A 14,405-nucleotide genomic window follows, 5' to 3' on the forward strand; every position below is an offset into this window, starting at 1 on the left:
TTATAACATTAAAAAGTAAGATAATTGTATCTTTGTAATAATCGTTAACTTTTATGTAATATAATGCTTTACTTACTTGATAAGGCCTTTTAACATTCTTGTGGATATAAGACATTCTTCACCATTTATCATATATATACGCCTTTTATTTATATTTATTTCTTTAATATTCTTTTTATTTACTATATATGATTTGTGACATCTATAAAATGAATCATCTAATTTAGCCTCTATATCCTTCATTTTTGCATAAAATTCTATTTGTCTATTTATAGAGTGTAATATAACTTTATGTATTTTAAATGATGTTTCAAAAAATAATATTTTATTAAATTCTATATTTATAATTCTATCTTCTGTCTTTATAGTAAAGTTTTTTTGGAGTTCTGTTATTTTTGCTGAATACTTTCTTTGTGCATCAAGTATACACTGACATGCCCTATCAGCTACAGTCTTACTACTATCCTTTATTATATAATCCATAGCTTCTACCTTATATAAAAACGTTAAATAACTCATTTCAGCATGTGTTGTTACAAAAACAATAAATCCTCTCGGATCATATTTTCTTATCTCTGCTGCTAATTGTATTCCATTTATAGATGCTTTTAAATCTACATCTAAAAAATATAATCCACTTACACTATTTTTAGTAATATAATTAATAATATCATATGGATTTTCTGTCGATAGTGACACATTCATATCTAAATTTTCTATTAATATAAAATCCTCTACTATTTTTTCAAGTTCCTTCCTTTGTTCTAAATTATCCTCGCAAATAAACACTTCAAGCATTTTTAAGCACCTTCTTTGATATCATTTTTAATTTCAATAATTTGCTTAAATTGTCCATCCTCTATAATTGTATCTAACATAACATTCTTATATTGTCCAATTATCTCCTTAAGGTTGCTAAGTCCAATTCCTCTATTATCTCCTTTGGTAGAAAATCCCCTTTTATATATCTTATATATTGCTGGAATCTCTCCATAATAATTATTTATTATAATTAACATGACAGAACTTCTTTTTTTAATAAGTGCCACTTTTATAGACGGCTTGTCACATTTTTCTGAAGCTTCAATAGCATTATCTAGTAAAATTCCTATAATTCTACTCAAATCTATAATTTCCATATTAAAACTCGTTATCTTCTCTGCTATATCAATATAAACATCAATTCCCATCTCTTGAGCCCTTATTATTTTCGCCGAAAACATTCCCTTTATTTCAGGAACTTCTATGTTTTGCAATAGACTAATTTTAAAATTATTTGACTTCATTGATGTACTAAGAGGCATGATTTTTTCATTAAAAAACTTTTCTAGCCCCTGCATATCTTGATTTTGTATATATCCTGTCATAGATAAAAGTATATTTATATAATCATGTCTGAAGCCTCTCATATCATTATGCAATTTCTCAAGTTTACTAGTATACTCCTGTAAGCTTTGAAATTCATTTTCTTTACTTTTTAGTTCCATTTCTTTGATAATACTTCTTAAAATTACAAATACTATTATTCCTAATAATATTGCATAGGATAAAAATAAGGTTATTCCTTTTAATCTTAATATTTCTGAACCTGATGTATAAATACTATGATCCATAACTAAATCAAAATTATAAAAAATATAAAGCATAAGCACTAGTGTTGTAGCTATAAGAATTCTTATTTTTCTTTTCCATTCGCCATCATACCTCATAATTTTTCCATATATAAATTTTCTAATAGCTTTACTTGTTATTATTACACCAAAGAATTCAATTAAGTAACTCATTACTTGTATGGAAGCATTGTTTTTTATTGCCATTTGACTTATTAAAGCTACATCACTATATACTACACCTAAAAAATGATCCCACATAATTGTTATTAAACATGCTAATGTGGAAATTGTTATACTCATAATTATATCTGATGTACTTAAATATATAAAAACAAATGGTACAGCTAAATAAGCTATAAATGCAACACTTTTATAACCTGAAATCAAAATAGCCAATGATATAATATAGTTTAATATCATAACTGCAATAAACACTTTTTTTCTAATTTTACGTGAATATAAATTGAAAATACACATGTATAAAATTATTATAACTCCAAGTAATTGTATATATTGACTCATATTCTATAATATTCCCCTTTTTGTATAATACTACATCTATTAGATTATACTATAATTTGCGTAAATAAAAAACAATGGTTACAAATTAATTATAACCATTGTTTCTTTTTTATTTATTAAGATTTTCTTTTAACAGCTCTTCTGGCATTTTAGGTTCATATAATGTTATTAAAACACATGTATCACTTGCCTGTTCACCAATCTTCATTGATGCTTTACCAATTCCCTCAATGAATTTTTCTCCAATTTTATTCACTTGCTTTTTCAAATTCATAATAATTCTTATACCTCCTCTTAAGTATCTTATATGTTATTGGTAATATACTTATAGTTTCATAAAAACCTGATAAAATAATGCATGTCTTTATTTCTTTATCAGGTACTATTAAAGCTACTACCATTAGAAGCACTCCAATAATTACAGCATTTTTCTTTAACCTATTCCTTAGCTTTTCTCCAACTAAGGGATGGGCTTCTGTATCTCCTGGTGCATATTTTAATAAAAATAAGATAACTATACAAAATGAAATTACTACTATATAATTGTTAAACATTAAATATCTACTTAAATATCCCCCTAATACAAACATTAAAAGAGACATCAATGTACAAACTATACTATTCTTTGCATGCAAGCCAAATGCATTTGATCTTAAACAGCCAAATACCACAAGCATAATAACTGTTTCCTTTAAAAGCTTACAATAATATGCTACTAAAAATAAAATTATAAGCTTAAATATATTTATAAAAATTACTTCTAATCCAAATTTTAATTTTACTAACTCTATACCTTCTTTTTTTAAATGCTTGTTCAATTTTATGGCAACATCTTGAGATAATTTTTCTACAAAATTAAGTTTTTCTTTCATACTTATCACCCTTGGCAGTATAATATATAAACTAATCTATGTTTTATATTATATGTATTATGTTATCTATAGTACACCTTATATATACAATATTAGTTGTTTTTGTAACAATCGTCACTTATTTTGTAATAAATGCTCGATTGTTTGTAATAAATTGTAATTTGTAATTAAAACGATATTGTGTTATATTTGGTAAAAACGTTAAAGTGTGGGTGTTGTTATGAAAAAATTTCATTGGCTTTTCATATTTATATTTTTTATTATATCTGGCCTTTTGCTTAGCTTTAAAATTGAATATTTAAAAGAAATTGGTCTTGAAACACTATTTTTATCTATTGGTCTATTTATTATTTTTATTTTAAATCATAAAAATATACTATTACCTACTAACTTAAGAAATATTAATCGTACAACAATATTATATATTCTTGCTTTAAGCTTTCTTGCAGCTTTATTAACAACCTATATTTTATGCCTATTTTCTTATTTTAATATAGGTTATTTTAATTACAGCAAAGACTCTAATAAAATTACATTGATTGAAATACTTATAACCCTTCTTTTTAGTCCTATATGTGAAGAAATTTTATTTAGAGCTGGTATACTAAGTTTACTTATAAAAAAAATACCCCTACACTTATCTATTTTAATTCAGGGTATTATTTTTGGATTTTTACATGGCTTAAGCTTTAAAACCATTACTTTTTATACTGCGCTTGTTGGTGGCATTATCTTAGGCTATATTTTTTATTATACTAGGTCAGTTATCGCCTCTATTTTATGCCACTTTATGTATAACCTTATGGGTCTGTTTATGGGAATTTTAGTTTTTAAAATCACAACTTTATTTACTTTAGTATTTTGTATTTTTTTATGCTTACTATGCTTATTAATTATATTCTTCTGTATTCGAGAAATTAAATCATCTTCTAAACCGCTTTCTTCTCATTGATTTCCTTTTTTATGGGTTTTGAAAATTTAATTTGCGCAACTAACATTCCTAAAAGCATTAGCATACAGCCAATAAGATTTTTAACACCCATGCTTTCCCCTAAAATTATAGCACCACCGATAGCTCCAAAAACAGATTCCATACTCATTATAATTGCCGCATGTGATGGTTTTGCATCTCTTTGTCCTATAATTTGAAGAGTATACGCAATACCTACTGAACCTAAACCACCATATAAAATAGGTACAGCCGCTCCATATAATGAGTGTATTGTTATATTTTCTGTAAACAGTGCTATAACCATGCTTATTACACCGCACGATATGTACTGGAAAAAGGCTAGCTTATAAGAACTTGCTCTTTTACCAAAATAGTCTACCACTAGTATTTGAACTGCAAAACAAAAGGCTCCTAGTATTTCCATTATCTCTCCGTATCCAATAGAAAAACCATTTGTATTACATAAAAAATATAAACCTATTAATGCAAATACAGCTCCTATCCAAGAATTTATTCCTAATTTTTGCTTTAAAAATACTCCTAGTATAGGCACAATTACAATATACAAACCTGTTATAAAACCAGCTTTTCCAACTGTAGTATGAATAAGTCCAATTTGTTGAAATGTTGTTCCTGCAAAATTAACTATTCCGCAAATAACTCCTCCTATCATAGCCATTTTTGCATATTTATTATCTTTTTCTGTATTTTCATCTTTAAAAAAATACAGCACTGGAAGTATTGAAATTGCACCTAATATAAATCTTATACCATTAAAAGTAAATGGTCCCACATACTTCATACCGACGCTTTGTGCTGTGAATGCTAGTCCCCATATAAGTGCTGTAATCAATAAAATTATATTGGATTTAATAGTTTTGGATTGCATTATGTCACCTTCCTTTCTAATATGTACAATCTAGCACTGTATTAATATTATATCACATTTATTCAGTCTTCTCATAATTATGAATATAAGTGTATTTTTATACTTTTTTATCTAATATATTATTAAAAATGTATAAAAACAATTTGATTTAAGCATAATATATTTTGTGCCGATTAACCTAGTTCAGCATGGTCATAGTAGCCATGATATTAGATAAACTTCAAATTGTGCCTATCAATTGTGAAATTTATCTAATACACATTTAATATATCTATATTTTTTATTCTCTTCATCTAAAGTTTTCACATCGTAAAGATAGAAGTTGAGCTGCTTAAGCAGCGCAGCTTCTATTTTTTTAATTTTTCAATATTACCTTCTTGAATGTTCTTTATATTTAATTGTATTTTTTCATATGACCAATTCCACCAATTTAATTGAAGTAATTTTGATATTATACTTTCACTAAATCTCTTTTTTATAATCTTTGCTGGTACACCACCAACTATTGTATATGGTGGAACATCTTTAGTTACTAATGCCCTAGTACCAATTATGGCTCCATCTCCAATTGTTACTCCTGACATAATTACCGCTTCATATCCAATCCATACATCATTTCCAATTACTATATCACCTTTATTATCCCATGCATCTGTAACTTTTAAATTCATATCCCATTCATCGTTAAAAATTGGAAAAGTATATGTTGATAAGGACTTTAAGCTATGATTACCACTTGTCATAAGAAATTTTGCTCCACAAGCTATTGAACAAAACTTACCAATTACAAGTTTATCCTTATTTATAGGATATTGATACAACACGTTGCTATTCTCAAACTCTTTCGGATCATTATAAAAATCATTATATATAGTATAATCCCCAACTTCTATATTCGTTTTTGATATTACATTTTTAAGATACACTGTCTGATAATCGTTACTCCTTGGATAAATTTTATCCGAATTACTTTTCATTCTAATTTCTTTCTCAAAAACAAAAGACTCTGCTCCATTTTTACATATATTTTTTCTTTTAAATTTAAAACCACATTTCTCAATATAAAAATAGTAATTTCTTTTTGAATAAGCCGGTGTTTCAACTATCCATTTTTCAGCGTTACTATATTTCTTCTCTATATCCTTCCACACTATACTTCCTAAATGTTTCTTTCGGTACTTAGGATCAATAAATAATATCTCTAATATATACTTATTTTTATCCTCTATAGAAACACTATACGCACCAACAATCTCATCTTCGTATATTATTTTGTAACTATTAAATTCACTATTTTCATTAAGCTTTTTTATAAGGCTTCCATCATTATAGCCCGTAGGCCCATCCTCTTTTATATCTGTATGAAGTGATGTGTCTTCATTAAATGCTACAGTCATTATTTTAGTTAAAATTTTATAGTCACAAGGATGTATTTTTAAATAAGTTATACTCTTATTCATTTTTGAAAATTCTCCTTTTGAAATATATTATGTTTAAAACAACAGCAAAAAGCACAAGTACTCCGCAAGTTAAAAATGCAGCTTCAATAGAATAGTTTGCAGCCTTCCCAATAATTAAATTGATTAAGGCTGCTATAATATCAATGATAATAGCATATACAGATAATACTGTAGCCCTACTTGAAACCTTGACTGATTTACTTTCAATTTCTGAAGCTATGGGAATAATGACTGCTTGACCAAGTCCTATAATAACAATAAGAATAACACTCACTATAGGATTATTAACCCATATCAAGGATATTGAACTTAGTAGAATAGCACAGAATATAAAAGTAATCACCTTTCCTTTACCAAACTTTCCTGTAAGCTTATAAGTTTTTACTGATACTATTGAAATTATTTGCACCAAGGCTAAGATTAGTCCATAATATTTAACCTCTATGCCAGCCCTCTTATATTGAAGCTGATTTAAAAATACTGTTATTGAATGACAAACTTCTGATGTTAAACCTATAGCCACAAGAAAAATCAGAATATCCTTACTTTTAATAGTGGCTTTTAGCACATCTTTTATACTTTCTTTTTTGTCCATATCACAAACTGTATCTTTTAAAAACAACGACACAACAAATGCCGCTCCATAAGGAAATATTGTAGCTAGAACAGCTAAATTCATGGATTTACTAATTATAAATGTGGATAGTACAGTTCCTATGAAAAAACCTATTATTGAGAATGTATTATATAAGCTAAATGCCCTCTCTGAATTCTTTTCACCTACAGAATTATAAATCAAAGCAATATCACATCCTGAAACACCTGAAATTGATATGGCAAGTAAAATTCTCTCAAGCAAAAATAAACTAAAATTATTTGCTTTAAAAAACACTATTTTTGAAATGAAGTTTACAAGAAAAGCTATTACCAATGTATTTTTGTAACCAAATTTATCCGCAAAAAATCCCCAGGGTACCTCAAAAAAAATTGTAAGCACTAGGTTTATTGTTTCAATTACAAATATATCATAAAGACCTATACCTCTATTTTGACGATAAAGTGTTGCAATAGGTGCATAAAACACCAAGCCCTGTAAAACAGCTATAATAGACAGCAGCATGAAATTCCTATTCTTTTTCATTTTGTATACCTCCAAAATCTGCACAACAAAAAAGCCTTTCTAATCGGCTAATTTTTTTAAAATTGTACTTTCTAAATTAAGGCATACAAATTACAATCATGTTCATGCTCCCTTCCTTTTAAAGGATTCATAGCGATTTTTCATAAACACTACTTTTTTAATATTACGATATTTTTTTTCATTATTCAAGTATATAAGGATTTTCACTCACTTCAAATATTCTTTAAAAAATCCCCTCATCTTTCCTCCATTAAATACATGTACACCATCAAATATATGATGATACAATTTATTTTCGTTATTTAATATAGAATATGCTGTCTTAGTTATGCCAAACTGTTCTTGCACATCTACCATACCTCTTTCTCCATTTAGAGGATCTTTTGTACCGCTTTCTATAAGTAATGCTTTTGGTGAAACTAATGCTCCCAAGTCTCCCATCTCTATAACCTTCCATAAACCAGGAACAAAATTACAACCACAGAAATTTGTTTTCATAAGCGCATCTTTAAAACTGTGAAAATAGCCACTCACATAGGCTGCTTTTATTCTACCTTCAAGTGCTGCTAGCCATATTGCTTGCAGTCCTCCCCCAGAAAAGCCAATACAACCTATATTTTTTTCATCACAATAATCAAGAGTTTCTATATAGTCTACTATTCTAATTAAATCCCATACCATCATTCCAAGTAAGGTTTTTCCAAGTGAAATAGCCGCATTATTTATAGCATTACATGAATTTTTTATAAGATCTTCCTCAGAATCTCCTTGATTCATCCATTCACGTCTTTCTCCAAAACCTCTAGCATCATTACAAAATACAATGTAGCCTTCCTGCACTAGCTTTAATCCATAGTCACAATTATACTGATCTATACTTTTTTTAACTTCTGATATTTCAATTCTGCCTGCTGTAGAATCCTTAGCAGCGCATCCATGTCCATGCGCTGCTATTATGCATGGCCTTTTCTCACCTTTTCTTAAATCACTTGGTATAAGCACATACATTGGCATAAATACATTTGTTTCTGTCTCAAGTATTACCTTTTCTCTTCTATATCCCTCTAACTCTTCTATCTCTATGACCTTAGGCTTTAAGTCATTTTTTTCAATATTCGTTATTCCTAATAGTTCTTTTAGTTTACTCTTAAGTTCCTTTTTCCACTTGTTCAGCTCTTCTTTATTTCTAGCTTTTAATTTATACTTTCTCGCTTCTAAATTATAGGTTTCAGCTAGCTTATCCATCACACAATAATATTTTTCAATCATATTATCTACCTCCAATGGCTTGGACGAGTTATTCTACTTGGAAGCTTTGTATTGGAATCCCCTTTAGTTGTATTTATCTGTGCTTGCGTTAAAAATATGCTCTTTCCCAAATTAGCTCCACTGATATCTGCATCTCTCATATCCGCTGCAATAAAATCTGCATAGCTTAAATCTGCACCTCTTAAGTTCGCTGCAATAAGACATGCCCCCCTGAAGTCAACTCCTCTAAGCTTAGCATTTTTAAGATTTGCACCAAAATAGTCCATTTTCTTCTTTTTCTTTGAAGTACCAGCTTTTGTGCGTATAAATTCGCTGGTATTTTTAAGTATTTTATTAACCTTATCTCTATGACTATCTACATCAAGTTCTAGAAAATCATCAACTTCTAAAAGTGTAAGCTTATCAGTTTCTTTAATAAGCAATTCTATTTCATCTTTTATATCCTTATTTAGCAAAAACGCTTCTGTAAGATACCATAACATCTCATGAAACTGCCTCATTAAAATAAATGCATCAAACATTTTATTAGAATTCTCTTTATCACTTCTCCAATCAACGCCCTTAAAAGTAACCTGTGCTACTTTTTGACCTGCTCCAAGACAATCATAAGCTATACATCCTTTTAATCCCTTGTCTCTAAGCTTCTTATGTACTGAACACTTAAAATCCTTCTGCAAATTTATACATGGGTTACCAGCCTCCTTATTTTCAGGAAAGCCATCTGATTTAGAAAAATATAAAGCCGTGCAGCATAAACCAAAACATTTTTCGCAGCATACCTTTAAATCTTTTAAATAATCATCATATGTCATACTTTTACCTCTTACTCTCTGAATTTTTATTTAAATTGTATCACAACTTACTTTATACTTGTCTCCATTATTGTTCTTTGTACTCTTAATCCGACTGCATCATAAAACTTACGTGCCTCTTCATTAATTTTCCAAACATTAAGTTCTAATCTTCTAGCATCCCACTCTTTTGCTTTTTTTATTGAAGCTTCATAAAGCTCTTTTCCTATGCCTTTTCTTTGATAATGTTTGTCCACACAAAAATCTTCAATAAACGCTGTACAGCTGTCCTTAACAACATTATAATTCTTCATCTCTTTTTTAATCATATGACAAACTCCAACCACATTATCCTCTATCTGTGCCAGTAACAATACATTATTTTCATTATTTAAGGCTGCTTTAAACTGCTCTAAACTATATGGATCTCCTTTTTTATAAATATCAGGTCTTCCTAGTAGGTGTTTCTCAAAAATTTGATACATAAGCTCATGTACCACTTTAAAATCACTTTCATTTGCAGTTCGTATTAACATTTTACCCTCTCCCCTTTTTAAATAATTCTAAAATAAATCTTTTATAATATATATTAAAATACACTTTATATATTATAAAATGAACTATAGCAAAAACAAATATGACAGTTAAAGTTAATACATGTAAATTAAAAGCGAACTGACCAAAAAAAACATCCATTATTGCACCATAAATAAGTGGCAGAAAATACATTATTAATATTTTTCTTGATAGCACTTTTTTTATTTCTTCTTCCTGTATTCCAATTCTATAAAGACTAAAATATTTTGCCTTTTCATCCTTGTACTCCATTTTCAGCTTATAATGAAGCATTATTAAGGCAGCACAGTATAAAAGAAAACATACATAAATCAAATTAAAAATTAAAAACTTAGAACTTCTTACCCCTGTGTTATACGCCTCTATTCTAGAGCTTATTTTATAGAAACTATCTTTAGCTGCTAGTCCATTATTTTTTAATAATTCATTTGTCATTCTATTTACTATTATCTCAGAATTACGCCAGTTACTAAAATTATATAAATGCAAAGTTCCACTAAAATAATCCATTCCATTTGACGCAATCCACTGATAATCTTTTTCATTAACTAAAAGTATATTTTGTGATATACAATTTATTTGACCAAACAAAGGATTAACAATTGTGCTATTGCAACTAAAATTTCTTTCACCTTTATTATATTTAATATTAATACTTGTAATATTAGTTTTTATATCCGTATGTTCATAGCCATCATTTATATCATATGGATGAACATATATAAAAGAATTTTGCTTTACTTTATAATTTCTTTTTAGACTTTTATTTACATCATCTACAGAAAATATTGTAAAAGCATTATTTCTTAAAAACTTAACACTAGCCTCATTTTTTATGCTGTTGTTACTTTCTTCTACAATATATTTAACTTTAGTGCTATTTAAAGGTTTAAAATCTCCTTTAAACTCACAATATGTCATGTGAAAAGGATGATATATAGTTGAGTATTTTACCATGCTAGGATAATTAACTAAACTAAGTGTAGAAAAAAATAAGATTACGAAGATAAGCCATGTATTGATAAAAAATATATTTTTATTTTTACTATAGTAATATTTTATATCTGAAAGTAAAAAAATATTTTTTAGATATTTTTTATAATTTTTCTTTTGGAAATAGTCAATTAATATTTCTCCATTGAAAAATATTATTAATGAACCTATAAATGCGAGAAAGAAACTTATCATCCATATATCACTATTTATATACATTACAATAATAGCTATAATCGTTAATAAAACTCCTGTAATAATGAATATAACGTTGGAAAACTTACCTATTTCGGCCTTTTGTGCATATTTTATCTTTTCGCATATTGTACTTTTCATCATACGGTACACATTTAAACCTAATGAAATAACAAATAACACTGCTGAATATACTATCACTATACCATATGTAATTCTAGGAATAGCTATATTTATTTGTTGTATTCCTATTATATTATGAATAGTCCATAAGAAAAATAAAGACAAAATTGTTCCTGCCATTAGTCCAATTATTAAGGCTGCCATCCACATTATAAAATTTTCCATTAGAACACTTTTTCTAACCTCATTTTCTGTCATTCCTATAGTTAATAAAATACCATAGTCCTTTTGCCTTGCTCTTATAAAAACATTTTGTGAATATGGAATAAATATTAAAGAGAACACAAATATAAAAAGCGTTGGCGCATATATATTACTGGATATCATTGGATCGACAATTGAATTATCCATAAACTGCTTATTTAACATTATTGATATAAAGCTATATAAAATAGCAGTTGAAGCTACATTACACAAAATAAATAGTTTATAACGTTTAGCCTCTTTTCTTAACATTTTAAATGCTATTTCACTAAACTTCATTACTTTTTCTCCTCTTATCAATCATGCTAAAAGCCTGCACTTCTTTCATTATGCAATTGAAGAATTCAAACCTATCTTTCTTTTTTATAATTTCTTTAATTATTACTCCATCCTTCAAAAAAACCACCCTATCGCAATAACTTGCGGAAAATATATCATGAGTAACCATAACTATGCTTGTATTATATTCACTATGAAGTAACTTGAAATACTCCAAAACCTTTTCAGAAGAGCTTGAATCAAGATTTCCTGTTGGTTCATCAGCAAATATTATTTTAGGACTATTTATTATGGCTCTACAAATAGCTGCCCTTTGCTGCTGTCCACCTGATATTTCATAGGGATATTTGTTCATTATCTCTTCTATATCAAGTAATTTAGCTAATTTATCTATGCTATCTCCCTGAATAATTTCATACTTTTTATCTAAAATTAAAGGCACCAGTATATTTTCCTTTATACTTAAACTACTTATTAGATTAAAATCTTGAAATACCATACCAATATTATTTCTTCTAAATAAAGATAACTCGTTTCTTTTCATTTTGCTTATATCATTGCCGCATATATTTATTTTTCCATCATCAAAACTGTCTATTCCCGCTGCTACATTCAATAAGGTTGTCTTTCCACTCCCTGAGCTTCCCATAATACCAACAAACTCATTATCTTTTACAGTTAAATTAATATTTTTTAGTACCTTCGTATTAATTCCTTTTTCAGCTTTATAATTTTTGCACACGTTTTTTATTTCTAATATATTCATGGCTTTTATTCCTTTACAATATGATTATTTTTATATTTATTCAATTATATCACTGTTGGTTCGCTAGAACTTGATTATATAATAAAAGAGCTCTGTACTTACATCAACTATACTTTAAACTCAAGTTATCATATAGTTAAACGTAATATTAAGCTCTTTATTAATATCTATTTAATTTTTTTCTCAGGACATAAAAAGCATAAATCATCCCATATACTTTTATCCAAAATCATGCCTCTTTCTTGTTCATTTTCTTTAAATTTCAATATTATTTTCCTTGTATCTGTAACATTTATTTCTGTTTTAATTGGGTTAGACGTAACTTTTTTTCTACTTCCTATTATTGCTCCACTAGGACCATCTAAAAATTCACCAACTATTGCTCCCCCAATAGATGAACCTCCTCCTTGAATTTCTCCTCCTGAAACTACTGCATCTCTGTGATATTCACCATTCATGGAAAAATTCAATATATTTCTTTTTAAAATAAGTACCTTCAAATTATTGATTCTGTCATAAAGGCAAATTCCATTGCTTCTATTTTCAAAAAACAACTTACCACTAAGTTTTCTATTATAACCACCGTAATAATTTATTAGCTTTAACCCTCTGGGAATCATTATTTTTTCTCGTTTTTCCTCTTTAACATTCTCCTTATCATTATCAGGTAAGAAATATCCTATAACAAAAATTATAACAATAACTATTATTGCTTTCCACTTAAGTACCGCTATAAGACCTATCATGATTAGCAACATAAGAATACCATAACCCATATTAGACCTCCTTTGCAAAGTTTGTTTTAAATATACAACTTTTAACAAACTTTGACAAGCAATATGTTACCATTATCGCTTATTACTAGCAAAATAACCCCTTACAATATTGTTTAAGGTAGTCTTTAAAATTAAAATATCTTTTTATTTCTATATATACAATGTTATCATAAATATGTATACTACTATAATAAAAGTAATTATATAGTTATGAATTTAATAACTAAAATTCAAATTTAACTATTAATATAATAAAATAGAGTGAAGGAGAATTATAAATGCATATGACTATATCCGCTTATCTTTTTCCAATACTATCAAGAAAGATCGTATTAGAACAATTATCTAGCTATTATCCAAAAAATGATTTAAAGAAACTTATAAAACACATTAATAAAGAATATATAGCTATAGTAAAACGAGCGTCAGATATTGGTGGGAATAAAAATATTTTTTCAGGTAGCTATTTAATTAGTATGTATCTTATTGCTGCTTACAAAAATACAACAAAAAAAATTAGCATTGATGAATGGAATAAACTTATTAAAAATATTCTTATCAACTCTGATTTCATAAAAAAGCGAATCTCCAAAAGTAACCAACTTTCTAAAAGCTATAAAAATAAAATTATAGAAGCCTCTAAATGGTGTAGAGAAAACGAAGCTAAATACCCCGATAATTGGCAGGTTGAATTAAAAGATAGTGAAAACCCTAATCTAACTCATAAAGTTTTTACTAAATGTGGCCTTTGTATTCTATGTAAAAAAGAAGGGATACCTGAATTTACTCCTTGTCTATGCGCTACAGATTATATAACTGTTGGTTTTTCCAACTGCAAATTATATCGCCCAACTACTTTAGCAAAAGGTGATAGCTGCTGTGATTTTTATATAACACCTTTATAAAAAAATTAAAAGGAGGTTA

Annotated in this window: 15 protein-coding genes and 1 pseudogene; 2 read left to right on the forward strand and 14 right to left on the reverse strand. The window is 27.7% G+C overall.

All coding sequences use genetic code 11. The features are described 5' to 3' along the window. Positions 1–72: 72 nt before the first annotated feature. The 4 genes from CLFE_RS00170 to CLFE_RS00185 all read right to left on the reverse strand — a co-directional run bounded on the left by CLFE_RS00170 (position 73) and on the right by CLFE_RS00185 (position 3,007). Positions 73–798, reverse strand: a complete 726-nt coding sequence (locus CLFE_RS00170) for a LytR/AlgR family response regulator transcription factor (RefSeq protein ID WP_077833286.1) — start codon at positions 796–798, stop codon at positions 73–75. A gap of 2 nt (positions 799–800) precedes the next feature. Next, positions 801–2,135: a sensor histidine kinase gene (locus CLFE_RS00175; protein ID WP_077894273.1), complete on the reverse strand. Its 1,335-nt coding sequence runs from the start codon at positions 2,133–2,135 to the stop codon at positions 801–803. Between the two features lie 109 nt (positions 2,136–2,244). Continuing rightward, positions 2,245–2,409, reverse strand: a complete 165-nt coding sequence (locus CLFE_RS00180) for a cyclic lactone autoinducer peptide (protein WP_077894272.1) — start codon at positions 2,407–2,409, stop codon at positions 2,245–2,247. After that, positions 2,384–3,007, reverse strand: a complete 624-nt coding sequence (locus CLFE_RS00185) for an accessory gene regulator B family protein (RefSeq protein ID WP_077894271.1) — start codon at positions 3,005–3,007, stop codon at positions 2,384–2,386. Before CLFE_RS00185 ends, CLFE_RS00180 begins: the two co-directional genes overlap by 26 nt. Before the next feature lie 220 nt (positions 3,008–3,227). On the opposite strand from CLFE_RS00185, the gene CLFE_RS00190 reads away from it, so the two are divergent. Next, positions 3,228–3,959, forward strand: a complete 732-nt coding sequence (locus CLFE_RS00190; RefSeq protein ID WP_077894270.1) for a CPBP family intramembrane glutamic endopeptidase — start codon at positions 3,228–3,230, stop codon at positions 3,957–3,959. Here CLFE_RS00190 and CLFE_RS00195 read toward each other — a convergent pair. From CLFE_RS00195 to CLFE_RS00240, 10 genes and pseudogenes are all read right to left on the reverse strand, one after another. Then, the gene (locus tag CLFE_RS00195) at positions 3,937–4,848 is read right to left on the reverse strand and encodes a DMT family transporter (RefSeq protein ID WP_077894269.1); all 912 of its coding nucleotides are present in this window, start codon (positions 4,846–4,848) and stop codon (positions 3,937–3,939) included. The two genes, CLFE_RS00190 and CLFE_RS00195, sit on opposite strands and share 23 nt — an antisense overlap. Before the next feature lie 347 nt (positions 4,849–5,195). Beyond that, positions 5,196–5,825 (reverse strand): CatB-related O-acetyltransferase, encoded by a 630-nt coding sequence (locus CLFE_RS00200; protein WP_242951666.1) that lies wholly within the window; start codon positions 5,823–5,825, stop codon positions 5,196–5,198. Between the two features lie 69 nt (positions 5,826–5,894). Next, a pseudogene (locus tag CLFE_RS00205) lies at positions 5,895–6,308 on the reverse strand (GNAT family N-acetyltransferase); the annotation flags it as partial. Then, complete coding sequence (locus CLFE_RS00210; protein ID WP_242951664.1) at positions 6,301–7,449, reverse strand: MFS transporter; 1,149 nt, start codon at positions 7,447–7,449, stop codon at positions 6,301–6,303. The gene CLFE_RS00210 and the pseudogene CLFE_RS00205, both read right to left, overlap by 8 nt. Positions 7,450–7,656: 207 nt before the next feature. Then, positions 7,657–8,718 (reverse strand): alpha/beta hydrolase family protein, encoded by a 1,062-nt coding sequence (locus CLFE_RS00215; RefSeq protein ID WP_077894267.1) that lies wholly within the window; start codon positions 8,716–8,718, stop codon positions 7,657–7,659. A gap of 5 nt (positions 8,719–8,723) precedes the next feature. Further along, positions 8,724–9,530, reverse strand: a complete 807-nt coding sequence (locus CLFE_RS00220) for a pentapeptide repeat-containing protein (RefSeq protein ID WP_077894266.1) — start codon at positions 9,528–9,530, stop codon at positions 8,724–8,726. A 47-nt stretch (positions 9,531–9,577) separates the two neighbouring features. Beyond that, entirely contained in the window at positions 9,578–10,045 is a 468-nt protein-coding gene (locus CLFE_RS00225) for a GNAT family N-acetyltransferase (protein ID WP_077894265.1), read from the reverse strand. Between the two features lies 1 nt (position 10,046). Next, on the reverse strand, positions 10,047–11,939 hold the full coding sequence (locus tag CLFE_RS00230) for an FtsX-like permease family protein (protein WP_242951663.1): 1,893 nt from the start codon (positions 11,937–11,939) through the stop codon (positions 10,047–10,049). Beyond that, positions 11,929–12,705 (reverse strand): ABC transporter ATP-binding protein, encoded by a 777-nt coding sequence (locus CLFE_RS00235; RefSeq protein ID WP_077894264.1) that lies wholly within the window; start codon positions 12,703–12,705, stop codon positions 11,929–11,931. The genes CLFE_RS00230 and CLFE_RS00235 overlap by 11 nt, the downstream gene beginning before the upstream one ends. Positions 12,706–12,872: 167 nt before the next feature. Next, on the reverse strand, positions 12,873–13,481 hold the full coding sequence (locus CLFE_RS00240) for a hypothetical protein (protein ID WP_077894263.1): 609 nt from the start codon (positions 13,479–13,481) through the stop codon (positions 12,873–12,875). 278 nt (positions 13,482–13,759) lie between these two features. On the opposite strand from CLFE_RS00240, the gene CLFE_RS00245 reads away from it, so the two are divergent. Further along, the gene (locus tag CLFE_RS00245) at positions 13,760–14,386 is read left to right on the forward strand and encodes an L-2-amino-thiazoline-4-carboxylic acid hydrolase (RefSeq protein ID WP_077894262.1); all 627 of its coding nucleotides are present in this window, start codon (positions 13,760–13,762) and stop codon (positions 14,384–14,386) included. Positions 14,387–14,405: the final 19 nt, after the last annotated feature.

Origin of the sequence: Clostridium felsineum DSM 794 (genome assembly GCF_002006355.2) — a bacterium.
Classification (GTDB): Bacteria; Bacillota; Clostridia; order Clostridiales; family Clostridiaceae; genus Clostridium_S; species Clostridium_S felsineum.

Coding starts and splice junctions, on each gene's coding strand:
- CLFE_RS00185 (WP_077894271.1), bottom strand. CDS start 3,007: ATGAAAGAAAAACTTAATTTTGTAGAAAAATTATCTCAAGATGTTGCC.
- CLFE_RS00220 (WP_077894266.1), bottom strand. CDS start 9,530: ATGACATATGATGATTATTTAAAAGATTTAAAGGTATGCTGCGAAAAA.
- CLFE_RS00225 (WP_077894265.1), bottom strand. CDS start 10,045: ATGTTAATACGAACTGCAAATGAAAGTGATTTTAAAGTGGTACATGAG.
- CLFE_RS00175 (WP_077894273.1), bottom strand. CDS start 2,135: ATGAGTCAATATATACAATTACTTGGAGTTATAATAATTTTATACATG.
- CLFE_RS00235 (WP_077894264.1), bottom strand. CDS start 12,705: ATGAATATATTAGAAATAAAAAACGTGTGCAAAAATTATAAAGCTGAA.
- CLFE_RS00245 (WP_077894262.1), top strand. CDS start 13,760: ATGCATATGACTATATCCGCTTATCTTTTTCCAATACTATCAAGAAAG.
- CLFE_RS00180 (WP_077894272.1), bottom strand. CDS start 2,409: ATGAATTTGAAAAAGCAAGTGAATAAAATTGGAGAAAAATTCATTGAG.
- CLFE_RS00215 (WP_077894267.1), bottom strand. CDS start 8,718: ATGATTGAAAAATATTATTGTGTGATGGATAAGCTAGCTGAAACCTAT.
- CLFE_RS00170 (WP_077833286.1), bottom strand. CDS start 798: ATGCTTGAAGTGTTTATTTGCGAGGATAATTTAGAACAAAGGAAGGAA.
- CLFE_RS00240 (WP_077894263.1), bottom strand. CDS start 13,481: ATGGGTTATGGTATTCTTATGTTGCTAATCATGATAGGTCTTATAGCG.
- CLFE_RS00210 (WP_242951664.1), bottom strand. CDS start 7,449: ATGAAAAAGAATAGGAATTTCATGCTGCTGTCTATTATAGCTGTTTTA.
- CLFE_RS00200 (WP_242951666.1), bottom strand. CDS start 5,825: ATGAAAAGTAATTCGGATAAAATTTATCCAAGGAGTAACGATTATCAG.
- CLFE_RS00195 (WP_077894269.1), bottom strand. CDS start 4,848: ATGCAATCCAAAACTATTAAATCCAATATAATTTTATTGATTACAGCA.
- CLFE_RS00190 (WP_077894270.1), top strand. CDS start 3,228: ATGAAAAAATTTCATTGGCTTTTCATATTTATATTTTTTATTATATCT.
- CLFE_RS00230 (WP_242951663.1), bottom strand. CDS start 11,939: ATGAAGTTTAGTGAAATAGCATTTAAAATGTTAAGAAAAGAGGCTAAA.